At 48.7% G+C, this 24,947-nt stretch carries 11 protein-coding genes; 9 read left to right on the top strand and 2 right to left on the bottom strand.

The features are described 5' to 3' along the window. The first annotated feature begins 4 nt into the window (after nt 1-4). Nucleotides 5-3,886 carry a translocation/assembly module TamB domain-containing protein gene (locus B2739_RS05415; protein ID WP_331344846.1) on the top strand — a complete coding sequence of 1,294 codons (3,882 nt, stop codon included), beginning with the start codon at nt 5-7 and terminating at the stop codon, nt 3,884-3,886. 100 nt (nt 3,887-3,986) lie between these two features. After that, a complete protein-coding gene (locus tag B2739_RS05410; RefSeq protein WP_331344845.1) occupies nt 3,987-5,093 on the top strand; it encodes a glycoside hydrolase family 5 protein in 1,107 nt (368 codons plus the stop codon). Between the two features lie 81 nt (nt 5,094-5,174). Here B2739_RS05410 and B2739_RS05405 read toward each other — a convergent pair whose 3' ends face one another. Continuing rightward, nucleotides 5,175-6,083, bottom strand: a complete 909-nt coding sequence (locus B2739_RS05405) for a hypothetical protein (protein ID WP_331344844.1) — start codon at nt 6,081-6,083, stop codon at nt 5,175-5,177. Nucleotides 6,084-6,103: 20 nt separating this feature from the next. Further along, nucleotides 6,104-8,866 (bottom strand): TonB-dependent receptor, encoded by a 2,763-nt coding sequence (locus B2739_RS05400; protein ID WP_331344843.1) that lies wholly within the window; start codon nt 8,864-8,866, stop codon nt 6,104-6,106. 306 nt (nt 8,867-9,172) lie between these two features. On the opposite strand from B2739_RS05400, the gene B2739_RS05395 reads away from it, so the two are divergent. The 7 genes from B2739_RS05395 to B2739_RS05365 all read left to right on the top strand — a co-directional run bounded on the left by B2739_RS05395 (nt 9,173) and on the right by B2739_RS05365 (nt 24,895). Then, complete coding sequence (locus B2739_RS05395; protein ID WP_331344842.1) at nt 9,173-12,688, top strand: glycosyl hydrolase; 3,516 nt, start codon at nt 9,173-9,175, stop codon at nt 12,686-12,688. Between the two features lie 372 nt (nt 12,689-13,060). Beyond that, entirely contained in the window at nt 13,061-16,012 is a 2,952-nt protein-coding gene (locus B2739_RS05390; protein ID WP_331344841.1) for a TonB-dependent receptor, read from the top strand. A gap of 40 nt (nt 16,013-16,052) precedes the next feature. Continuing rightward, a complete protein-coding gene (locus B2739_RS05385; RefSeq protein WP_331344840.1) occupies nt 16,053-16,877 on the top strand; it encodes a SapC family protein in 825 nt (274 codons plus the stop codon). Between the two features lie 49 nt (nt 16,878-16,926). Further along, nucleotides 16,927-17,940, top strand: coding sequence for a cupin-like domain-containing protein (locus B2739_RS05380; RefSeq protein ID WP_331344839.1), 1,014 nt, complete (start codon nt 16,927-16,929; stop codon nt 17,938-17,940). 45 nt (nt 17,941-17,985) lie between these two features. Further along, nucleotides 17,986-19,470, top strand: a complete 1,485-nt coding sequence (locus tag B2739_RS05375) for a tryptophan halogenase family protein (protein ID WP_331344838.1) — start codon at nt 17,986-17,988, stop codon at nt 19,468-19,470. A 591-nt stretch (nt 19,471-20,061) separates the two neighbouring features. Next, nucleotides 20,062-22,611 carry a glycoside hydrolase family 3 protein gene (locus tag B2739_RS05370; RefSeq protein ID WP_331344837.1) on the top strand — a complete coding sequence of 850 codons (2,550 nt, stop codon included), beginning with the start codon at nt 20,062-20,064 and terminating at the stop codon, nt 22,609-22,611. 181 nt (nt 22,612-22,792) lie between these two features. Next, nucleotides 22,793-24,895 carry a glycoside hydrolase family 16 protein gene (locus B2739_RS05365; RefSeq protein WP_331344836.1) on the top strand — a complete coding sequence of 701 codons (2,103 nt, stop codon included), beginning with the start codon at nt 22,793-22,795 and terminating at the stop codon, nt 24,893-24,895. Nucleotides 24,896-24,947 lie beyond the last annotated feature (52 nt).

The following is a 24,947-nucleotide window of genomic DNA, read 5'->3' as shown; positions in this document are numbered from 1 at the left end:
AGCCATGCTAAAAAAATTACGCAACATATTTTTCAGTATCCTGGCGCTGTGCATCATTCTGCTGGCGACAGTGAGCGCGCTGTTAGAAACCGAAACCGGTAGTCACTGGCTGGTAACGCGTGTTGCTGGTTTGGTGGATATTCAACTGGGCGCTATGTCCGGCAATTTGCGTCGCGGTCTTGATATTGAATTTATCGAGTACCAAACCCTCGACAGTAACATTGAAAACCAAATACAAAAACAACCGCAAACGATTCGTTATCGCGCCGAGCAGGTTTCGTTCCGTTGGCGTCCGGCCGATTTGCTTTATAGCGCGGTGTTTATTCAATCGTTTCAGGCGGCCAACGTGCGTATCAGCATGCCCGCCGCCGTTGATGATAAAAAACCGTCCGAACCTTTTAACCAGTGGCCGCATTTACGCTTGCCTGTGCGTATCCATTTGGATCAGTTATTGATAAAGGATATTGAATATCTGCAAGGTGATACGCGCCTGCATTGGACGCGCGTGAGCGGTTCCATGAGTTGGGGTACGTTTCATTTGCGTTATAAAAATCTGGCGCTGATGAGTGAAGGCTACGCACTGTTATTAAGCGGATCAACCAACCTTGCATTTCCCTATGCAACGGATGCGAATTTGCAATGGCAGTGGCACGCGGCTACAACAGAAGAACATCCGCAACCACTTCAATATATGGGCACGACCGATATAAAAGGGAATTTGCACGCTGTGCAGTTGCATACCCAAACCAGCTTGCCAGTCGTATTGGCTGCCGATATTCAGACTGCTCTGGTCGATCAGCAACAGTATTTTCAAATGCGCCCTACGATCAACCTGAACGCGCAGTGGCAAACACAAACCTTGCCTGCAGATTGGTGGGTGCCGGAACAACCAGCGCCGATAACAAGTGGAAAATTAAACGCGCAAGGCGATTGGAAAAATTATCAGGTGCAATTGGATGGCGATATTTATTTGCCCGATGCACCAGCGTTGACGGTGAATGGTAAGGCGGCAGGCGATTTGGAAAATATCCAGATTGAGCATTTGCGTATCAGTGAATTATTGCTGCCGCTATTATCGCAACATCAATCATCTCCAAATCAATTATCCCCACATCAATCGCCGCCAGATCAGCCATCCCAAGGATTGAATATTGCAGGTAATGTGCGCTGGTTGCCGCAACTGCAATGGCAATTAAATGCCGATGCAACGCGCTTAAATGCCGCGAGTGTATTTGAAAATTGGGTGAGCGATATCAATGCCCAATTCAAAACGCGCGGTAGTTTTGATGCTGCCCAACAACAATGGACTGCTGCGTTGCAAGATTTGCAATTATCCGGTGAATTGCGCGGTGTCAATTTGCAGGGCAATGGCAGTGTCAGTTTTGATGGACAACAATTCCACTCGCCCGGTTTGGCGCTCACGCTGGGTGCCAACCAATTAACACTCAAAGGCGATGCAGGTAATAGTGTCGCGTTGGATTGGGAGCTGAACGCCCCGCTCTTGCAACAATTGGATAACAGTATTCAGGGCAGTATTCGCAGCCGTGGAAATGTGCGCGGCAATTGGAAAGCTCCGCGTTTGCAAATGACGGCGGCTGCAGAAAAATTTCGCTGGGGCAATTACGCGGTTGAAAAACTGGATTTATCGTTAACGCCGCTGGCTACTTTGCAAATGGGCGCTGAAAAAAATCAGCCTGATAGCGCAACTGATCAAGCGCAGTCTTTACCTGTGATTGATCCTGCGGGTTTACTTGCACCGGAGTTGCTGACAGAAAATTATCAACTGGCATTCAGTGCAAACCAATTGCGCATAGCAGACAACCGTTTTTCCAGCATCCAACTTAATGGCAATGGCTCTTTTGATAAACACCAATTCCAATCCAGTGTAAAACACGCACAATTTGGCCGTGCAGATATCAAGCTGGTGGGCGGTTACGATGGCAGTGAATGGCGCGGCCATTTTGAGCAGTTGGCGGTAAAACTAAAAAAAGTGCCGCGCTGGTGGCTGATGTCGAGCAAGCCCATTCGCATTAACCGTCAAGCAGTGGTGATGGGTGCGCAATGCCTGACAACCCGCACCAATTTAACGGCAGCGGTCGAACATCTGGATCAGGTTGCGCGCGAGCAAACCGTTAATGAATGGATTCCCAATCAATCATTTACTAAAAATACCTACGATTGGTTAATTACCCAAAAACCATTACCCGCGAGCAGTGTGGAGCGCTATTCGCTACCGCAGTTGTGTGTGCGTGGCGATTGGGCAACCAATACCGGAGCAAAATTTGTTGCGCAATTGGATTCAGTACCGCTGCGGCAATTTCTTTCACTGTTTAAAACAGAAGTGTATTTTGCCGGTGTGATGGATGGGTCGTTCCATTTTGCGAGCAACAATTTTACCTTGGCTGATATCACTGCCGATACCAATATCACCACGCGTAATGCGGAGTTGCGCTATCAATATACTGGCGGTACTACCGAGGTTTATCCCTGGCGCGATTTTAAAATCAGCGCGCAACTGGCGCAGTCGCAATTGAATGCGAATGCCGCAATGGAGTGGACCGGCTATGGTCGTATTGATGCAAATAGCCAATTGGATCTGGCACAGCAAACTATCAAACAAGCCAGATTACAGGCTGCATTTTCTAATCTTGCGCCGTTGGAAACCTTGCTGACATTTGCCAATGATGTGAAAGGCGATTTTCGCGCAGATTTGAATGCCGGTGGCAGTTTTGCAAAACCCTATGTGTTGGGTGACGTGAGTTTGCGCAATGGCACCGCTAATTTGCCGCGCTTGGGGCTAGACCTGAGTAATATCGAACTGCAAATCAATTCAACCCAGGCTGGCAGTATTAATTGGGTGAGCCAGATGCAATCCGGTAAGGGGCGTTTGTCGATAGTGGGCGATCTGAATCAGTTGGGAACACCTGATTGGAATTTGCAGGGCTATGTGAATGGCGCTGATTTTCAAGTCATCGCTTTGAGTGAATTAAAGGCGACTCTGACACCGAATATAAAAATTGTCGCAAATAAAACCGCTGCCAATATTACCGGCGATGCGATTATTCCTTGGGCGCGCGCCAATATCAAAAGCCTTCCGGCATCGGCAACCCAGGTGTCAGATGATGCGGTGATTGTAGATGAAAAATTTACAGCGGATATCCCTGAAAAAAAAATGGATATCCTCAGCAATGTAACTTTGTCATTGGGTGATGATGTTACCTTTACCGGATTTGGTTTAAACAGCAAGCTGACCGGTAAAGTCAATTTGTTGAAAGAGCCCCAACGGCAATTTTTCACCAGCGGCTATGTCAGCGTGGTGGATGGTAGTTATAAAGCCTACGGGCAGACACTGACGATTGAACGCGGGCGTTTGTTGTTTCAGGGCTCTTATGAAAACCCCGGTCTGGAAATCCGTGCATCGCGGATTATCCGCGATGCAGAAAACACCCGGGTGGGGTTGGATATTGACGGCACCTTGCAGCGCCCGAAAGCAACGGTGGATGCACCGCCCGGTGTAAGTGATGCCGAGGCCATGAAAATGCTGATGACCGGCAAACCCGCGGGTGAATTTACCAAAGGCGATGCCTCTTTGTTGTTAAGTGCAATGGGTGGTTTGGGAATGGATTCCGGTGGTTTTGTTGCAGCCGATATCAGCCAGTTTTTTCGCCTGGATGAATTGGAATTAAAATCCGATCAGGGTTTGGACCAGAGTGAGTTGTGGATTGGAAAATATCTCACACCCAAATTATTGGTGCGCTATGTGGTGGGTATTTTTAATAAAGCCTTTAGCGTGGGAATGGAATACCAGCTCACCGACCGGTTGCGACTTGAGGCCGAGTCAGGCGAAGCGCAAAGCGTGGATATTGTCTACAAAATAGAAAAGTAAAATAAAAAGTAAACTTGGGTTATTTCCGCTGCACAGCGGCGTTACTTGTGTTATTTCTGGGCTGCTTGTGCACCTAATAATAATTTCAGGAGATGCTGGTATGAAATTTCGTAAGGGTTGTTATCGCTCGCTGTTCATTTCATTTTTTATTTTTATCAGTGCAAATTTATTAACCCATAATGTCTGGGCCGATAATGCATGGGAAAGCACCAGTGGTTGGTGGAATGCGACGGATATTCCCGCGTTTGATAAAAGTAAAATTACCCGGCAACTTTCACTAATAAAAGTGAAGGGTAATGTGTTTGTCGATGACTCTGGCAAAACAACTGTATTTCGCGGTGTGAATATTGCTGACCCGGATAAAATCGCGCGCGACAAACATTTCACCAAAAAACATTTTGAAGTCATCAAGGCATGGGGCGCGAATGTTGTGCGTATTCCTGTGCATCCATCGGCCTGGCGCAAGCAGGGCAAAAAAGCGTATCTGGAATTACTTGACCAAGCCGTCATCTGGGCGAATGAGTTGGGTATGTATGTGATTATTGATTGGCACTCCATCGGCAATTTGAAATCGCAAATGTTCCAGAATAATTCCTACTATACCGACCGCGGTGAAACCAACGATTTTTGGCGCACGGTATCCGAGCGTTATGCCGGTGTGAATGCAGTGGCGTTCTATGAAATTTTTAACGAGCCAACCGTATTCAACGGGCGTTTGGGGTTGTTGAGTTGGGCGGAGTGGAAGGCGATTAATGAAGAGATCATTACGGTGATCCAGGCGCACAACCCCAATGCGATTTCATTGGTGGCTGGTTTTAATTGGGCGTATGACTTAACGCCGGTTGCCACTGCGCCTATCGAGCGCGAGAACGTAGCGTATGTGAGCCATCCTTATCCGATGAAAGTGGGTGCGCCTTACGAAAAAAACTGGACGCGCGATTTTGGTTTTATCGCCGATAAATATCCGGTCTTTGCCACCGAAATTGGCTATCAGTTAGCGACCGATAAAGGCGCACACGTACCGGTAATTGACGATGGAAAATACGGCAAACGCATTACCGATTATTTTGGCAGCAAAGGTATTAGTTGGGTGGCCTGGGTGTTTGATCCGGATTGGTCGCCACAATTATTTACCGATTATGAAACCTACGAGCCAACCATGCAGGGCAAACATTTCCGCGCGGTTATGCAGAAGGAAAATAAATAGGCTGCGCCCATGGATCCCCGCTCGCGGGGATGACCGCTGCTTTTGATTTGAGGGCAGTGTTTTTAATCTGGAGCAGTGCTTTTAATCAGGAAAGTTCAGTGGTTTATCGCACTGCTGTGCGTCCGGTAAGTAGGGTGATGGCAAACAAAACATTTTGCGCTGCCGCAGGTTCAGTTGTGCCATATCGGCAGCGTGGTGTTGATTAAACAAACGCATGAACTCGCCTGAGTCCTGCAATTTTTTCAGCCCCAGTTCAACCCGCTGTGCGAGCTGTGGGAATTTTTTGCTGACATGCAAATAGATTGGGTAGTTGTAATAGATCAACAGGTTGTTATCCAGTGCTAAAAACGGGTACAGGGCTTTCTTGTCACGCAAGGTGTACATCACCTCATCGGCACCCAACGGTAGGCACTCGAAGCGCTTGGCGGCCAGCATGTCAAATAGGGCTTCAAATGTTGGAGCCTGTTTGAGTGCGATGCCGTTGTGTTTATAAATCTCAATATCCTGCCAATTCAAACCCTGCCCGATAGATAACTGGTGCAGTGACGTGAGCTCGCGCGGATGGGCAGGAAAATTAGCGGGGTTGATCAGGCACACCCTATATCCCAATAAACCGCGCAGGATGTCCACCGGAATGGTATGCACCTCGGCGCGTGCGATGACCGTACCCGGCGATGCCCACAGCAAATTGAGGATTTGTCCTTCCGTAATCAGCAGCGCTTGCCGCTTGGCACTGGGTTCTTCACCGAAGGGGACGATGGTGTAATCGCCAAATTCGGTGCGGGTGACTTCCAGAATCCGTTTGATCAGTTCGAATTTGTAAGCGTGACGGGCATCTTTAAGCCCGCGGTCATAGTAACGAACGACCATGGGTGTTGCTGTTGCGGAGGCTGTGGTAGCTGTTTGGGTATTGCCATGGGTGCTTCCACTGAGCAACCACAACAGCGGCAGCCATACAGGCAAAAAGTTGTGCAGTCTGATCTTGGCCATTCTTGGTTCCGTGTCTGGCATTACCATTTTATTGTTGCGCCCAAATACCAGCGACGTCCGGCCTGATCATAGGTCATGGTGTCGGTATTGGTATCCAGCCAATTACTTACATAAGGCGCACTGCGGTCGAACAGGTTATCTATGCCCAGCGCAAGTTCGAGTGTTTTGGCGGCTTGATAGCGCATCTGTAAATGATGATAGCTAACCGCAGGAATATTGGCACCGATACTGCCGGGAGTTGCATCCAACTGGGTGCCTTTGTGCAAGTAACGGATGCCGTAGCTGCCCGACCAGTTGGCACGCGCAAGGGTCAGGCTCGCCAGTGAGCGCCACTTGAGATAGCTGCCGCGCCCGCTGGTGACTTTACCGGCATAGTCAATCCGCCCGGCATTTTGGTAGGGCTGGATCTGGTAGCTATCCAGATAGCTGGTGTACCAGTCGAGCTGTGCTTGCCAGCCCTCCCACTCTGTTTGCCCGCTGAGCCTGAGATCTACCCCTTGTTGTGTCTCGCGTGCGGCATTTACCCATTGCACCGAGAGGTAATTGATCTCGCCACTAAACGGATTGCGAGTGAAATGGCTGGCTCCGCACAGGGGGTGCGAGAGATTGTTGGAGTTATAGCAGGCGGCAAGGCGGGTGGTGCCATCGACCGTGACTATCGCCTTGTCGATGTTAATGCTGTAGTAGTCCAGACTGGCGCTCAACCCCGGCGCAAACGCAGGTTGCCAGAGGATGCCGAGGGTGTGTGTGTGCGCTTCTTCCGGTTGCAAATCGGGGTTGCCGCCCACGGTGGTAGGGACGCTGGTGACCAATTGCTGGTAGTTGGCCGGTACCCCGGCTGCCTGACAGTTTTGGCGTGTCATTGAGTTGGCGGGCAGGCTGCTCCAGTTGTTACATGGGTCGCGGGTGATACGGTTTTGCACCAGATTCCCCAGAAACAGTTCAGGCACATTCGGGGTGCGGAACGCACTGGCGTAACTGCTGCGCAGCTCCAGATCATCCACTGGCTGCCAATTCAGTGCCAGTTTGTAATTGGTGTTATCGCCAAATAAATCGTAATCGGAATAGCGCAATGCACCGCTGAGTCCCAGCGATTTGATGGCAGGCAGATCGCGCAACAGGGGAATATTGGTCTCGACAAATGCCTCCTGTGCCTTGAGCGTACCTTTTACTGATTCCTGCTCTCCGCTATTGGCCGCGCGGGCAAGTACGAGTGGGTCGGGGTAGCGCCAGGCTTTGTCTTCACGAATTTCGGCACCCGCCGCCAGCAGCAGTGCGCCCGCGGGGAGTTGCATCAGCTCGCCGCCCAGATGGGCGGCGATAGCCTGTTGCTCATTGCCGCCACTGTCCTCGATATTCGTCATTATGTAGTCGAGCACCCGTTCACTCAGGTCGCCATAACCCAGATAGTCGCCACAGGGAATAGCGGCATTGGGAGCATTGCTGCATATGCTGGTGTCGAGTGTTTGGTCTACCCGGTCAAGGTTGGCGACATTGGTCCAGCCATCCAGCCCGGTGTTGCGGCTATGGTTGATGCTTATCTGCCATAGCCAGTTGTCCCGGATCTTGTACTCCATCCCGATCAGGCCGTAGCTGTAATCAATATCCTGATAAAAATTCCGCGTACCTGCTTCCAACAGCCGCCGCCGCTCCAATACCAAATTCTGGCCCGTGGGGTTGGTCGGGTGATCGGCGCTGATCGACATTGGCCGGTTTAACCCCAATATGCCCGGGGATGCAAGCTGCTCAGCCTCTTGTTTGGTGTACATAAAGGTTGAAAACAGCCGCAGTTGGTTTTGGGTAATAAGCTCCGCTTTGGCGCTTAGGCTGGTGCGGTCAACTGGGTTGATGGCATTGAGATAAGGGTTGGCGTTGAAATTATGCTTGCTGGCGGAATAGGGCTCATAAAAGTCGCCATCACCGCCTGCTGTTTGGTTGAAGTTGATGCGTTGGCCATCGGCAAGGCGCGCGCGCCCACCAATCGTATTGCCGCTGTTTACGCAGACGAGCTTCCCATTCACCTCACCCAGTCCACAAGGCGCGCGGCTGGCCATATTGATGGGGTCGCTGGTGTAGTGGTTCAGGTCAACTAGCAGGGATGCCTGATTGTTGCTGGCACCCAGCTGGCCGCTTGCGCCCCAGCTGATCTGCGCGTTGCGTACAGCGCCATCGTGTTTGCTGGTTTCGCCATAGCGGATACTGGCTTCGGTGCCCTGCAGCTTGTTGCGGGTGATGATATTGACCACCCCAGCCACAGCATCGGCGCCGTAAATTGCTGAGGCGCCATCGCGGAAAATTTCAATCCGCTCCACCAATGAAAGGGGGATGGCATTCAGATCAACCGCCGCATTGGCACCTGTGCCGCCATTGGCGATGCGATGGCCATCGATCAATACCAGCGTCCGGTTAATGCCCAGCCCGCGCAGGTTTACATGAGTACTGCTGTTGCCGTTAGTGCCCCAGTAGGTATTTCCTGCATTGCCAGCGTAACCGGCAGAAATAGGTAATTGCTGCAGGAGTTCATCCAGCGAGTTGGCGGCAGAGCGGGTGATTTGCTCCCGGTCAATCACGGTGATCGGGCTATAGGCTGGTGATTCAAGGCTCAAATAGCTGCCGGTGACGCGGGTATTGAGCAGTTGCTTGAGATCCATTTCGAACAGGTCTTCGACCGAAGGCGATGAAGCGGCCATGACCGGGCTTACCAGTGAGCCAAGTATCAAACAGGCTGCGCTGAGTTGTCGCTGCGCCCGCAGTAGGGCGCGAGCCGGAAAAAGTATCTGCATAGATTGCTCTGGGTTGTTATAGCCAGCCAGTGTTGTGTCGCCTAAAGCCTAGCTTGAAAAAACTATAGCAGCAGATCGGTAGCTTTCCCTCTTTGCATCACATCAAAGTGAGACAGGCCCAGTTTGTCTTTTGACGCCAACATGGGACGACCAGAGTTAAATTCAGGTAGACGATAAGGCTACTGGAGCGCAGTCCCTCTCGTCTCTCAGGAATCTTGAATAATAATAACAGTGACGTTCGCAATACCCATTAGAGACACGGTGCTCCCGGTTCAAATAATCAATAACAACTATTGGGTCACTTATATGAAAAGATTCAACAGAGTCCTGCTATTGCTGGGCGCGCTGGGCTTTGCCCATGCCAGCAACTCCGCAATCCTGAATTATGGTGCCGGCAATATTAGCGATACCGTCAACCCTGCCGGCTGGAAATGTGTGGTGGATTACGGCAACTGGATCCACAACGCCGGTGTGGTCAAACCGGGTGTGAGCAGCTGTAATCCGATTGGCACTCCAACTCCCATTTATCCGCAAGAAGTGTCTCCTGCGAGCACCAAACCGACCATGACCCATCGCTGGTGGGGTTCAATTCCTTTCATGGGGGAGATGAGAGTTGGTGCCACCACTGACTCCGGCTATATCACGCCTGATCCAATTACGGCACGTATCACCGAGCGCGGTGTGCGTATTCTGGGAATTCCGGGCGGTCTGCGCACCGGCACCAACGACACCCTGTATTCAATTCCCGATCCTTTCAGCGAAGTGTTTGATGGCATTGCGGTAGGTAACTCGTCTTACTCTAACCTCGATGCTTTCCTCAAAGATTTCAGCGACGGTTCTGTCACCGTGCAGTGGAAAAGTGGCGCGACCGCGGTAATGGAGGCGACCTTTGTTCATGGCTCTCCTTACGTTTACTTCACCGCGTTGCAAGGCAATCTGGTCATACGCACCAAGTCTGCTGACGGCGGCGAGAAAGGCGTATTCCACCAAAGTGGTAACAATTTGGGGATCTGGACTGACGTGGCGGGCAACCGCAATGCGTTCCTGATCGTCGGTCACGATGCCACCACCTTTACCGGTGTGAATACCAATAGCATCGGCGTAAATAACAGCACCAAGCGCATGACTGTAGCCTGGTTGCCACAGCTGACCGGAACGCCATCGGCGGCCATGATCACCGCTTTTGCCCAGTACGCTACCCAGCGCGTGGACAAAGTAAACATCAACTACAGCGTTAACCGCGCCACCAACATGGTGACCGTGAGCCATCAATATCAATTCAATGGCGCGAACGTGACCACCATGGCGGGATTACTGCCGCTGCACTGGAAAAACTCTACCCAGGCAGTTACCAGCTATAAAGTGCGCTCGGCTCGCGGTGTAACCAAGTTCGCGACTACCAGTAGCTTCAGCTACACCATCCCATATGTGGGTGTGTTGCCTTACTTCCCCGAGAATATTGGCGATTACAACGCAACCCAGTTGCGCGCGCTGGTAACCGAGTTTATGAATCAGGGTAGCGCTAACTGGAATACCTTTACCGACACCTACTGGGCAGGCAAAAACTACGGCAAAGTCGCCGAACTGGCAGCGATTGCGCGCTCAATTGGTATGACTGCCGAGGCGAACCAGCTAATCGCCTGGCTTAAAGGTGAGTTGCAGGATTGGTTCCGCGCCAACACCACTGGCAGTCTTGATACCACCAAGTACTTCGCATATGACAACAACTGGAACACCCTGCTCGGGTTTGACGAATCCTTCGGTGCGCAACAACAGTTGAATGACCACCACTTTCACTACGGCTACTTTGTCCGTGCGGCTGCTGAAATCTGCCGTATCGATGCCGCCTGGTGTGGATCTACCCAATACGGTCCGATGGTTGAGTTGCTGATCCGCGACTACGCCGCTGGCCGCGATGACGCTATGTTCCCGTACCTGCGTAACTTTGACCCTGCTTACGGTTTCTCCTGGGCATCAGGTCACGCTAATTTTGCGTTGGGCAATAACAACGAATCCACATCAGAGGCAGCCAATGCCTATGGTGCGATGGTGTTGTACGGCATGATCACCGGCAATAATGCGTTGACAGAGCGCGGTATGTACCTGCACGCGTCATCGACGGCGAGCTATTGGGAATACTGGAATAACATCGACCGCTATAAAGGTCTGGGTGGCGATTACGACAATTTCACCTCCACCTATACCAAACCAACCACCTCGATTATCTGGGGTAACGGCCATGTATTCTCGACCTGGTTCTCAGGCGCTTATGCGCACATCCTCGGCATCCAAGGCTTGCCGCTCAGCCCGCTGGTGTTGCACATCGGCCAGCATGCGGATTATCTGAACGGCTATGTATCCCTGGGTTTGAGCGAGTCATCCAATGGTAAGCCTTCCGGTTTACCGAATGACCAGTGGCGCGATGTCTGGTGGAATATCTGGGCGATGACCAATGGTCAGGCCGCCGTGGACGATATGCTCGCCTATGGCTTGAACAATCTGACCCCTGAGCAAGGTGAAACCAAAGCCCATACCTATCACTGGGTCTACACCCTGAAGCAATTGGGTCATTTGGCGACGGGTACTGGTGCGTTGACCGCTAACCACCCTGCAGCGGTTGCCTTTAATAAGAACGGCACCCTGACGTATATCGCCTACAATTTCGGTTGCTCGGCTATTAACGTGGCCTACTCTGATGGAACCAGTTTCTCGGTTCCTGCCAAAGGCTATGCCCTGAAGCGCACCGGCCAATCCGTTGTCTCCAATGGTGCAGGTTGTGGTGGTACCAGCAGTTCGACACCATCCAGTGTGGTGGGCAGCTCCAGCAGCGTGCCTGCTAACGCGGTAACCCTATACAACGACATCAACTATGCCGGTTGGTCAGCCAGCTTCCCTGTCGGTACCTACAATTACAACGCGTTCGTAGCGGCGGGCGCGGTGAACGACCAAGCCACCTCAGTGCGTGTACCTGCGGGTTACAAAGTGACCCTCTATGAGCATGGCGATTTCACTGGTACCAGTGTGACTTTAACGGCGGATAGCAACTACCTGGGTACATTTAACGACAAAGCATCGGCCGTGGTGGTGAGTCTCAATAACAGTAGTTCCAGTGTTTCATCAACTACACCAACAACCGGTAATGGGCATACAGTCTTGACTGGCAGCAGTGTTCGCTTCTATGCCAACAATGCGGCCTGGGCGGATATTCACTACACCATCAATGGTGGTGCACAACAAAATATCCGCATGACCAATGCGAACAACAATAACACCTATGACCTAACCGGTATTCCTGCGGGTGCGACAGTGCGTTACTTCTTCACCATCGCCCAAGGTGCCGGTGCAATTGATACCGCGTGGGTGCAATTCAGTTGCTGTTCCGGGGGTAGCAACTCCAGTACTCCAGCCAGCAGCACTGCTGCGAGCAGTTCGGCTCCTGCGTTTAGCCAGTTGGTACAAGCGGAAGCGTTCACGGCAATGAGTGGTGTCCAAACGGAAGCAACAACCGATACCAACGGTGGTCAAAATGTATCTTACATAGATGCAGGTGATTGGATGGCTTACGCCAACATCACCATTCCGACTACCGGCAGCTACCGGATTGAATATCGTGTCGCCAGCCCATCAGGCTCACTGCTATCAGCAGACTTGAATGCGGGCGCTACCCAATTGGGTAATGTGACGATTCCGGCGACAGGTGGCTGGCAAAACTGGACTACCGTAAATCACACTGTGACCCTGAATGCAGGAACCTACAGTTTTGGAATCTTTGCCCAGCAATCGGGCTGGAATTTGAACTGGTTCCGAATCACCAAGCTGTAAAAGCGCAGTAAACAGATAAGTAAAAGAAAGCTTTAAACGTCAAACCCCTGCTCGGAGAGGTCCGCGCAGGGGTTTTTTATTTGTACCACTTTCTGAATTGGGTAGATTCTACACGTGGGAGGTAACAGGAAAAAATCAAGATAACTTATTGAAATATAAATGAATTGTGTAATCCCATTTACTTGGGTGGAAAGTGACATGCCTCAGGTTCGAGTAAATTTGAAGGTGGGACGACACTTTTTCGAACCAATTGTAATTATGGCTTCGCTAGAAAAGCAGTTCTGACCCGGGGTTTTACAGAGAGGCTCATACCTCTTAATCACTGGAAAGGTCATTACACAATTTCATACCAATAAATAAATGGAGAACTCCATGAATAAGACACTAACAACCAAGCAGTCTACGGGCTTTAAGAAAAAACTGATCGCTACCGCAGTTGCATCTACTCTATTCGGCATGAGTGGTTTTGCAGCAGCACAAGATGATAGCGTCGAAGAAGTACTGGTTACTGGTATTAAAGGCAGCTTGCAGCGCGCCATGGACATCAAGCGTGATGCCAAAGGTGTTGTAGATGCGATCTCCGCGGAAGATATCGGTAAGTTCCCTGATACCAACCTGGCAGAATCCTTACAGCGTATTTCTGGTGTGTCTATTGACCGCCAAAATAACGAAGGTAGCAAAATCACCGTGCGTGGTTTTGGTCCGGATTTTAACCTGGTTACCCTGAACGGCCGTCAAATGCCAACTAACGGTTCCAGCCGTAGCTTTGAGTTTTCTGATCTGGCTGCTGAAACAGTAAGTGGCGTTGAAGTTTACAAAACCTTCAGTGCTACCCGTGCTTCTGGTGGTATTGGTGCGCTGGTAAACATCAAAACTGCACGCCCATTAGACAATCCAGGCCTGAAAGCGGCTATCGGTGCCAAGGCAGTAATGGATAGCACCAATGAAGTGGGCGATGACATCACTCCGGAAATCTCTGGTATTTTCAGCAACACTTTTGCAGATGACACCTTCGGTATCGCCATTTCCGGTTCATACCAAGAGCGTGACAACCGTGCGGTAAATGCTGATATCGCCAACTGGCGTAACGGTATTGACTTCCAGTCGGCGGCAGCTGGTGCTGGTGCTACAGTCAATGTGACTGACAATCGTGCCGACAAAACTGGCCCTGTCTTTTATCCACGTAACTTTGGCTACGGCATTGAAGATTTCCATCGTGAAAGAACCAATGGCCAATTGGTGTTGCAATACACTCCAATTGATACCGTCAAGGCTACTCTCGACTACACCTATGCAAAAGTTGATTTGACTGCAATCAACACCGGCGTAGGTATTTGGTACAACGATTCTGGCTCTGATGCACGTGAAGTTGTAATCGATGAGAACGGTACCGTTACCAAACTGACTGCTGCTGGCGACGACTTCGCTTCAAATATCCGTTTGAACGAATCTGAAACTGAAAACAAATCTGTAGGTTTCAACGTAGAGTGGGAAGCATCAGACAACTTGACGCTTTCTTTTGACGCGCACGATTCTGTTAACGAAAACGGCGGTGTTGGTCGCGGTAATAACGCATTCCTGATTCTGGCTGCGCCATTTATTGATCGCAAAACCTACGATTCTACAGAAGGGAAAGACATCCCTTACATGCACGTAACCTTCAATCCAAACGGTACAGGTATCGTAAACGGCGTACCTACAGCAGCGTCTTACGACTCTCTGTTTGGTGAAGCTAACCTGGCGCTCAATAAGTCAGAAGTAACCCAATTCCAGTTTGATGGTACTTTCGATACCGGTGCAGATGCAGGTATTACTTCTATTGATTTCGGTGTGGGCAATGCAGAAATTGCAAACCGTTGGAGATCTTTCAGTACTGGCCAGATCGCAGCGGGTTGGTACGGCGGCAACCAGGATTTGTTCCCGGATGACATTTTTGCTGAGCACAAACTGAACGGCTTGACTCCATCATTCTCTGGCGGTGGCTCGAACGTACCTGTGTACCACGATTGGGATTTCGAGAAAGGTGTAGCGATTGCTGAATCCGAGTGGAATATCCCTGGCGGCTCAACCAGACCTTGGGGTTGGGGCACAGGCAATATGCGTCCTGACCTGAATGGCAACCCTGTTAGCGACCATAGAGTGACTGAAGAAACCACCAGCGCTTACATGGAAATCAACTCGGCGGGCGATGTTGCAGGTATGGAGCTGAAAGCGACCGCCGGTATGCGTTACGAGAGCACTGATATTGAAGCGAACAGCTTCCAGCGCGATCCAGCCGAAATCGTATGGATTAACCAAACTGAGTGGAGTCTCAATCTGGCTGACGAAAGCTCTTACACCTCAGTTGGTGGTGACTATGATGTATTCCTGCCAAACCTGGATTTGAGCCTGGATATTAGTGAGGATGTTGTGGCGCGTATGAGCTACAGCAAATCCATCACTCGTCCTACTTTGGGCAAAATGATTGGTACTACCAGTGTGACTACTCGTCCGAAGCCAGGTGAGCGTACCGGTACTGCGGGTAACCCAGACCTGATGCCATTTATGGCTGACAACTTCGACTTGTCTGCTGAATGGTATTACGACGAGGCGAGTTATGTATCTGCCGGCTTCTTCCTGAAGCAAGTAGATGACTTCATTGTTGATGTGATCACTGAGCGCCCGGTAGGTAACCTGCGTGATCCTTCCAAAGGACCACGTGCTGATCTTGCAAGAGCACAAATCCTTGCTGAAGGTGGTACACCAACTGACGCTAACGTAATTGAGCGTATTAAAGCGAACGAAGGTATTGCCACTAACCAAAACATCGTGCAAAACAATAACGATCCACTGGCAATGTTCAACATGACCCAGCCTGCTAACCAAGAGCAAGCACGGTTCCATGGTTGGGAATTGGCTGCCCAGCATATGTTTGGCGAAAGTGGTTTCGGTTTACAGGCTAACGCCACCTTTGTAACCAGTGATATCGATGTTGATAATTCTTCAACTGATTTCCAGTTCGCATTGCCTGGTCTGAGCGATTCTTACAACTTGGTAGGTTTCTATGATGCCAATGGCCTGCAAGCGCGTATTGCGTACAACTGGCGCGATACTTTCTTGAATGGCTTCGGTGAAGGCAATACTCCTTACTACACCGAAGAATATGGTCAAGTAGACGTTACCGTTAGCTATGACCTGCCATTTGTTGAAGGTATGACCGTGTTTGTTGAAGGTATTAACGTAACTGATGCATCACAACGCGTTTATGCTCGTTACGAAAACCAGTTTAAATCTGCTTACCAATACGGTGCGCGTTATAACCTTGGTGTTCGTTACAACTTCTAATCCTCTCCTTGGGTTAGGAAAAGACAAGGAAAAGCCGCTGATGTCTAGCGGCTTTTTCTTTTTACAAAAAACCTATTTCCAAATGTCGTTGTGCATTAATAAATTGTTACTGAAATACAGTAGCCGGAGAACTAGTGTGACCAAAAACGTTTTGCTCGATAATGTCACCCATAAAGACTTGAAAATCATTCCAGAGAATAGCAACGCTCAAGGAGAAGGTTTGGGGTTTTCCGCAATAGTGCCATGGGAATTTCGTCAGGTTGCGGCCTGCTACCCTATATTTTTTCGTAAAACAGGTAGCGAAAATCAATTTGAAGCAATTGCCCTATTTGGTTTTTCTCCCAATGAGAATTTATTTGTAAGTGATCAGCGCCGGGATAATATTTATACCCCGCTTTCGGTTGCGCGAATTCCGTTTGTGATTGGCTATACTCAAGCTGGTGAAGCAGGGCAACGTGAGCCTGTAGTGCATATAGACATTGACCATCCTCGAGTTAGTTTTACAGAAGGCACTCCTGTCTTTTTAGAACACGGTGGCAATTCACCTTATTTGGAGCAAATAAATAGCATTCTGGCAGAGCTGATTAGCGGTGTTAATGTGTGTAAGCGCTTCACTGATATATTACAGGCTGAGGATTTATTGGAGCCGTTTGTATTAAAAATTACACTGGATAATGGTCAGCAAATAGAATTGGGTGGCTTTTACACCATCAATGAAAAAACGTTACGTGAATTAGGGGTTGAGCAGCTCGCGCGTTTACACAACCAAAATTTTCTGGAACTCATTTATATGTCAATCGCCTCTTTGGCGAATATTAAAAAATTAATTAATAAAAAAAATGCCTTGCTGCGTAATGAAAAATAATTCTAATTAAAAAATGAGAGCAATCGCAAAGCAACAAAGAGAGTATTTTATGTTGGAGAGCATGCAATCGATAAAAGTATTAGAGGGAATTTCACCTGACGCTATTCCCTCGACAGTTCTGGAATCATCTGTCCCATTAGTACTAAAAGGATTGCTAAAAACATGGCCGATTGTGCGTGCTGCAGAGCAATCATCACTTGATGGTTTTGAGTATCTTTGCCAATTTTATAATGGAGAACTGGTTAATACTGCTATAGGGGATGCAAATAATACCGGGGCTATCTTCTACAATCAGGATTATTCGGGCTTTTCTTATGAGCGGGCCCGCTCCTCGCTCACCAATGTCTATAACAATATTAAAAATCTTCACGCGAGTGGTTCGCAGCGTGCTTATTACGTAGATTCTGCCCCTGTTGATTTTTGCGTGCCAGGTTTTCGCGAACAGAATGATCTGAATTTAGGTGAGTTTAAGCCTCGCGTCAGTTTATGGATGGGCAATAAAACGATTGTCTCGGCCCACCATGACATTCCTGACAATATTGCATGTGTCGTGATTGGCAAGCGCCGTTTTGTGCTTTTCCCTCCGGGTCAATTAGAAAATCTTTATATTGGCCCGCTGGATTTTAACCCCGCTGGTCCAGCGATCAGTATGGTGGATTTGCATAATCCCGATTTTGAAAAATTTCCTCGCTATCGCGAGGCGCTTGCCCATGCACAGATTGCTGAATTGGAATCAGGTGATGCGATTTACATTCCCAGTATGTGGTGGCATCACGTAGAAGGATTGATGCCGTTTAATATAATGGTGAATTACTGGTGGACATCTTTTCCTGGTTATATTGGTTCCCCTCAGGATGCATTTACTCATGCGTTAATGAATATCCGGTCTCTTCCTGCAGATGAGCGGCAGCATTGGAAAAACTTATTCGACTATTACATTTTTAATGCAAGCGAAGAAACCGTTGCGCATATTCCCAAAGAAAAGCTCGGTATTTTGGGTGATATGGATGAGATGACGGTACGGCGACTACGCTCGCAGTTACTCAATCGTTTGAATCGCTAACAAAAAATAAATAATTCGGCTAATGAGCAAGCTAATAGGCATCTGATGAAAAAAAATGAACGAATAGTCATAGTGGGGGGCGGCTCTGCAGGTTGGATGGCTGCAGCTGCACTATCCAATGCTTTTGGCACCACGAAAAAAATTACCTTGATTGAATCCGATGCCATCGGCACTGTCGGAGTTGGTGAGGCTACTATTCCGGCCGTAAAATCGTTTAACAAATTACTGGGGATCGATGAGGCAGAGTTCTTAAAAACAACCCAGGGTACATTTAAGTTAGGTATCCAATTCGAAAACTGGGGCGAAAAGGGCGATGTTTATATGCACCCTTTTGGTTTGGTTGGTAAAGATTCATGGATGGCCAACTTCCAACATTTTTGGCTTAAAGCCAGCCGCATGGGAATAGCAAAGAGTTATTTTGATTATTCACTGAATATCCGTACTGCGAAGGAAAATAAGTGTTTTATAGATCCTAATTCCGGGTTGGATTACGCCTATCATTTTGATGCTGGTTTATATGCTCGTTATCTGCGCCAATACAGTGAAGTGCGGGGTGTCATGCGCATCGAAGGGCTGATTGAAAGTGTGCAGACCAGTAGTGAAAATGGGTTTATTGAATCTGTAACAATGCAAACCGGTGAAACAATCGACGGTGATATATTTGTTGATTGTTCCGGATTTCGTGCGCTATTAATTGAACATACCCTGCATACGGGTTTTGAAGATTGGTCGCATTGGCTGCCATGTGATCGCGCGCTGGCAGTGCAAACCGAATCTGTTGGGGAGCCTGTTCCTTATACCCGTTCTATTGCGCATGCAAGTGGCTGGCAGTGGCGAATTCCCTTGCAGCACCGAGTCGGGAACGGTTTGGTTTATTGCAGCCGATATATCAGCGATGATGATGCTAAAAAATTATTGCTTGCTAATCTTGAAGGGACTGTAAGAACAGAGCCGCGCTTGATTAAATTCAGAACCGGACGCGCGATAAAACAGTGGAACAAAAACTGTATTGCGATTGGCTTGTCCAGTGGTTTTTTGGAGCCTCTTGAATCAACCAGCTTACATTTGATCCAAACAGGTATTGTGCGTCTCATTCGTATGTTTCCCGGTGATGCAATCAACCAATCAGAAATCGATGAGTACAATCGCCAATCGCGCTATGAATATGAGCGTATTCGCGATTTTATTATCCTGCACTATCACGTAACCCGGCGCAGTGACAGTCCCTTCTGGAATTACTGCCGCACTATGTCTATTCCCGATACGCTCGCACGTAAAATGGAGGTGTATAAAAATACGGCCAGTGTTTTCAAAGAGCAGGACGAGTTGTTCCACGAAGGCTCCTGGCAGCAGGTTATGCTCGGGCAGGGCTTAACGCCAACAGATTATCATCCCGTTGTTGATAAGCTTTCGGATGATGAGTTAATACGTTTATTGAAAAGTATCGAAAAAGAGCATGACCAATATTTGTCGCGCTTCCCTTCCCATCAGCAATTTATCGATCACTATTGCAAAGCGGTAATGCCCTGAACGAAACACGGAGACCGGATAGTCGGTCTCCGTGTTTGTCCGCTTTAACAGCCCTCATCCTGCGGTTCGCTAGCAAGAATTTGTGCGCACTCGAACGCAAACTTATCGTTTGCCGAGTTCGTAAAACCTCATTTATTTACTACGAAGTCCGGGTTGAATCCCATTATTGGATGTAGGTGCCCCATCTTCGTCCGTTGGCACAAAGTGGGACGACCCCTTCTTTATTTCAGTGCCATTATTCACTCACAAATTCCTGCTTGTGCCCGTGGTTGAGCCTGGCTGGAGTTGTTGCTGATGTGTGTTTTCAGCAGATGAACCCTTGGGTGATGTCAGGTCCCCACGGGTGTTAGCAAGTTTGGTTAGGTACACAAATGCCAACCCTATCTATTCTTGTTAGCTCTCCTTGCTTGGCCCCCGCGTTCTCCCTCAAGTAGAAAGCGGGGGCTTTTTTACATTGGCGGCCATTTTTTGTTTTTCAATCAACCCTGAACTAATAAGCCTGACCCCAATACCAGAAGAACAAACATTTGGGTATTAGGAATAAAACTCATACTACAGCTCCTACAACAACATTTTTTTGCGAGGTAATTTATGCCTAGTTTGTATAAATCGGGTGTTTTCGCGGCCTGCAGTCTTGCCGTGCTGGCTACATTGAGTGGATGCGAAAAAAAATCCAGCGAGATAACTACTGCGGATACGACACCGGCGGCAACAGCAGAAGCATCTCTGTGGCCAAGCGTACAAAGCGCGGTTAAGAAAGATCCGGCAATCGAAGCAAAAATTACCGAACTCCTGGGTAAGCTGACCCTTGAGCAAAAAGTGGGACAGTTGATTCAGCCTGAATTGCGTCAGGTGACACCAGCAGATGTGACTGAATACTCGCTGGGTTCTATTTTGAATGGTGGCGGTTCTTTCCCGTCGGAGAACAAGCACGCCAAAGTGGAAGATTGGCTGGCGCTGGCCGATGCGTTTTATAACGCGTCCATGAGCACCGAAAATGGCCGCGTACCTGTACCTATTATGTGGGGTACCGATGCAGTGCACGGCCACAACAATATTATTGGTGCAACCCTTTTCCCGCATAACATCGGTTTGGGCGCAGCCCGCAACCCGGATTTGATCCGCCAAATTGGTGCAGTAACCGCCGCTGAAATTGCAGTGACCGGTATCGACTGGAGCTTTGCACCCACGCTCGCGGTTGTGCGCGATGACCGTTGGGGGCGCACCTATGAATCCTATTCAGAAGATCCTGCAGTAGTGAAATCCTACGGCGGTGCGATGGTTGAAGGCCTGCAAGGTGTTGCAGGTAAAGATTTACTCAGTGAGCGCCATGTTATTGCCACTGCCAAACATTTTTTGGCTGATGGCGGTACTGAAGGCGGCCAGGACCGCGGTAATGCGGCGATGAGCGAAGAAGAATTGGTAAAAATCCACAACGCCGGTTATGAAACGGCGTTGGCCGCTGGCGCACAGACGGTGATGGCATCGTTCAGCAGTTGGCAAGATGTAAAAATGCACGGCAATAAATATTTGTTGACCGATCAACTTAAAAACCAAATGGGTTTTGATGGTTTGGTGGTGGGAGACTGGAACGGTCATGCGTTCGTATCCGGTTGTACACCGGTAAGCTGTCCACAATCGATCAATGCCGGTTTGGATATTTTCATGGCCCCGGATCCAAACTGGAAAGAGTTGTACCACAACACTCTCGCGCAAGTGAAAAGTGGCGAGATTTCGATGGCGCGTTTGGATGATGCGGTAGCGCGTATTTTGCGTGTGAAATTACGTGCAGGTTTGTTCGATAAAGGTGCACCTTCCACACGTGAACTTGCGGGAAAGGCGGACGTCATCGGTTCGCCGGAACATCGCGCAGTTGCACGTCAGGCAGTGCGTGAATCGATTGTGTTGCTGAAAAATAATGGCGCGACATTACCGGTAAAAGCGAACAGCAAAATTCTGGTCGCAGGCGATGGTGCTGACAATATAGGGAAACAATCTGGTGGATGGAGTATCACCTGGCAGGGCACTGGCAACGTGAATGCGGATTTCCCGGGTGGCAGTTCAATTTATCAAGGTATCGCCGATGCCGCTAAAGCTGCCGGTGGTTCAGCGGTGTTAAGCGTTGATGGCAGTTACACCGAAAAACCGGATGTCGCTTTCGTGGTGTTTGGTGAAGACCCTTATGCGGAAATGCAAGGCGATGTAGGTGCGCTGATTTACAAAAATGAAACCAGCCTCGCACTGCTGAAAAAATTAAAAGCCGATGGTATCAAAGTGGTTTCCTTGTTTATCACTGGCCGTCCTCTCTGGGCTAACAATTTTATCAACGCCTCTGATGCATTTGCCGTTGTATGGTTGCCAGGTTCTGAAGGTGTCGGTGTTGCGGATGTGGTACTCACCAAAGCCGATGGTTCAGTCAATTACGATGTAAAAGGCAAGTTGCCGTTCTCCTGGCCGTCATCGCCAACACAGTCGCCATTGAACGTGGGTGATGCTGACTACAAACCTCAATTTGCATTCGATTTTGGTTTGACCTACAGCGATAAAACCGAAACCGGTTTATTGGACGAATCTGCAGCGCAAGCCGTTGCTGCTGCAACACCCGACAGCGCACCAATATTCAATCAACGTGTTATGAACCCATGGACACTGGTGTTGCTCGATCACATGAATAACATGTTGCCTGTGACCACCAGCAGTGGCGAATTAGGTGCGGTGGTTGTGTCATCAGAAGATAAATCTGTACAAGAAGATACCCGTCGCTTGAGGTTTGATGGTTCAGCGAAAGCAACTGTCACTTTGGGTTCTACGACGCGCACCGATTTCACTCCTTATCTGGAAAACAAAGGCGCATTGGTATTTGATGTCAAAGTGAATACAAAACCAAATGCTGACGTAAATCTGGGGATGTATTGCGGCAGTGATTGCGGTGGTGAAATTGCCATTACTGAGCAATTAAATGCAGCTGCAGTAGGCGAGTGGACAAGTGTGAGTGTTGCGCTTGAGTGCTTGGCGAAAAAGCGTGTGAAAATGGATATGGTTCTGTCGCCCTTTATGCTGAGCACTGCGGGTAGCTTGGATGTATCTATTTACAATGTCCGCATTGAGAAAAATGCAACAGCTCCTGCGTGTGTTGAATAAGTGAATAAGAAAGGCGACTAAATAAAAACTGGGCTCCATTGATGGAGTCCGGTTTTTTGTATCAATAATGATATGAATTTTTTGTTTTTTCAGTTTTATAGTTTGTTGAGTTTGCATAAAAAATTAAGCCTGTGTTTTAACAACATCCCGGTTTTTTTACACAATAACAATAGAGGTAACTATGAGAAATCACGAGCTCGGTTATAAGCCCCATTTCACCAAAATCTGCGCAGCGATAGCATTAGCTAGTCTGGTTGGCTGTGGTGGTTCAGGTGGCGGCGGCAGCAGTAAAAATAGTTCCAGTGCTGCATCAAGCTCTTCAACTGCCGCTACTCCAGAGTGGAAGTTGGTATGGAGCGATGAATTTGATGGTGCAACAATCGATACCAGCAAATGGAATTTTGAAAAAAATTGCTGGGGTGGAGGTAACAATGAGCAGCAGTGCTACACCGACCGCGCAGAAAATGCGTACATCGAAGGTGGCGTATTGAATATTGTTGCAAAACGTGAAGATTTTACTGGCTCTGATTCGCCGGAAGGCGATAGCCCAAACACCAAAACCTTGCCTTACACTTCTGCACGTTTGCGTACCAAAAATATCGCAGAGTGGACATTTGGCAAATTTGAAGTTCGCGCAAAACTTCCTTTTGGACAAGGTACCTGGCCAGCGATTTGGATGCTGCCAACGAATTCACCTTACGGCACCTGGGCTTCCAGCGGTGAAATCGACATTATGGAAGCGGTGAATTTAAAAGTCGTGACCAATGGCGGTGAACCGGAAGCAGCGGTGCATGGTACTTTGCATTACGGCCGTGTTTGGCCGGGTAACATGAATGCCGGTGCAGATTATAAATTGCCGAACAATGCTAACCCTGCTGATGATTTCCATACCTATGCTGTTGAATGGGAAGAGGGTGAAATTCGTTGGTATGTAGATGGCGTTCACTTTGCCACTCAACGTGAAACCGGCTGGTATGGCCAATACATGCAAGATGGTGTGTTGAAAGATGCACCGGTAGGCGCGCCATTTGATCGCCATTCCAAATTCCATTTATTGTTGAATCTTGCTGTCGGCGGTAATTGGGCGGGCAACGTAAATAACAAAGGTGTTGATGAATCCGTATTCCCGCAAAAAATGTTGGTAGATTGGGTGAGAGTATATGAATGTACTGGCTCACCAACGACAGGTAAAGGTTGCGCTACCATCAGCCCCGATGCAGAAATTGTGGAGGGTCATCAGCGCCCGGTTATTGGTGCAGTTGAATTGCCTGGCCCGCCGTTGTTTTTGATGTACGACAATAGTCTGGCGAGCGTATTGCAATTTGATTCTTACAATCCCGATGGTGCAATCAGTCATTCACAAGTTGAGGAAGCTGGCCGCGGTAATGTGTGGAATGTCGCAAAGACGGGCGCTAACGGTAACGTCTATTTCAAAATAAAAGGTGACCCTGCTGATATGAGCAATTGGTCAACTGACAGTGAATTAATTTTTGATGTCAAAGTTAACAGCAAAGCAGCCGGTGCAAAATTACTGGTGAAAATCGATAGTGGTTGGCCGAATGTGAGCGATGTCAGTGTGCCTTTAGGTGCGGACGGCGAATGGAAAGAGTTTCGCATTACACTCGCAGACTTGCTTGATAACGGCAACTCATTGGCGGGTGGTAAAGCGAGACTGTCATCGGTCGTGAATACTTTTGTTGTTGATCCATCTGCGGCCATGAACGTGTCGTTTGATAATATCCGCATTGAAGGCAAATCGGCAGATGGTGGCGATATGCCAACATTTGCTGCATTGCCGTTGTTCACCGCTTATGGAGACGTTATTGCAGATGGTTTACAGATTCAAAGCTATAACCCAAGTGGCCATATCGCCGCATCAGAAAAAGATGAGGATGGCCGCGGTAAAATATTCAATGTGGTAAAAACCGGTGCCGATGGCAATGTGTTTTTTAACGTGATTGAGGGGCCTGCAAATTTGAATCATTGGGCTGCACAAGGTAAATTGAAATTTGATTTCAAGGTGAATAGCAAAGCTGAAGGCACTGCTTTATTAATTAAAATGGATAGCGGTTGGCCGAATGTGAGTGATGTCAGTATTCCACTGCCTGCAGATGGTGTGTGGACTTCTTACAGTATTGGTGTTGCTGACTTGATTGATAATGGTAACTCGGTGCCGTGTTGTCCTGGTGTTGCACGGCTCAATGAAATTACCAATTTATTTGTGGTAGAACCTTCGGGTGCAATTGATGTTTCGTTTGATAATGTGCGTTTGGAAGTGGAATAACATCGCACTGACATAATCCAGAAAAGGCCGGCAATATGCCGGCTTTTTCTTT

It is taken from the genome of Cellvibrio sp. UBA7661 (assembly GCA_002483365.1).
Taxonomy (GTDB): Bacteria; Pseudomonadota; Gammaproteobacteria; order Pseudomonadales; family Cellvibrionaceae; genus Cellvibrio.
The sequence above is the reverse complement of the archived record's forward strand: the minus strand, read 5'-3'. Positions and strand labels throughout refer to the sequence as shown.

Bases quoted from the DNA above. Each gene is read 5' to 3' on its own strand.
- B2739_RS05395 (WP_331344842.1), top strand. From the start codon at position 9,173: ATGAAAAGATTCAACAGAGTCCTGCTATTGCTGGGCGCGCTGGGCTTT.
- B2739_RS05385 (WP_331344840.1), top strand. From the start codon at position 16,053: ATGTCTAGCGGCTTTTTCTTTTTACAAAAAACCTATTTCCAAATGTCG.
- B2739_RS05370 (WP_331344837.1), top strand. From the start codon at position 20,062: ATGCCTAGTTTGTATAAATCGGGTGTTTTCGCGGCCTGCAGTCTTGCC.
- B2739_RS05400 (WP_331344843.1), bottom strand. From the start codon at position 8,866: ATGCAGATACTTTTTCCGGCTCGCGCCCTACTGCGGGCGCAGCGACAA.
- B2739_RS05405 (WP_331344844.1), bottom strand. From the start codon at position 6,083: ATGGCCAAGATCAGACTGCACAACTTTTTGCCTGTATGGCTGCCGCTG.
- B2739_RS05380 (WP_331344839.1), top strand. From the start codon at position 16,927: ATGTTGGAGAGCATGCAATCGATAAAAGTATTAGAGGGAATTTCACCT.
- B2739_RS05375 (WP_331344838.1), top strand. From the start codon at position 17,986: ATGAAAAAAAATGAACGAATAGTCATAGTGGGGGGCGGCTCTGCAGGT.
- B2739_RS05410 (WP_331344845.1), top strand. From the start codon at position 3,987: ATGAAATTTCGTAAGGGTTGTTATCGCTCGCTGTTCATTTCATTTTTT.
- B2739_RS05365 (WP_331344836.1), top strand. From the start codon at position 22,793: ATGAGAAATCACGAGCTCGGTTATAAGCCCCATTTCACCAAAATCTGC.
- B2739_RS05415 (WP_331344846.1), top strand. From the start codon at position 5: ATGCTAAAAAAATTACGCAACATATTTTTCAGTATCCTGGCGCTGTGC.
- B2739_RS05390 (WP_331344841.1), top strand. From the start codon at position 13,061: ATGAATAAGACACTAACAACCAAGCAGTCTACGGGCTTTAAGAAAAAA.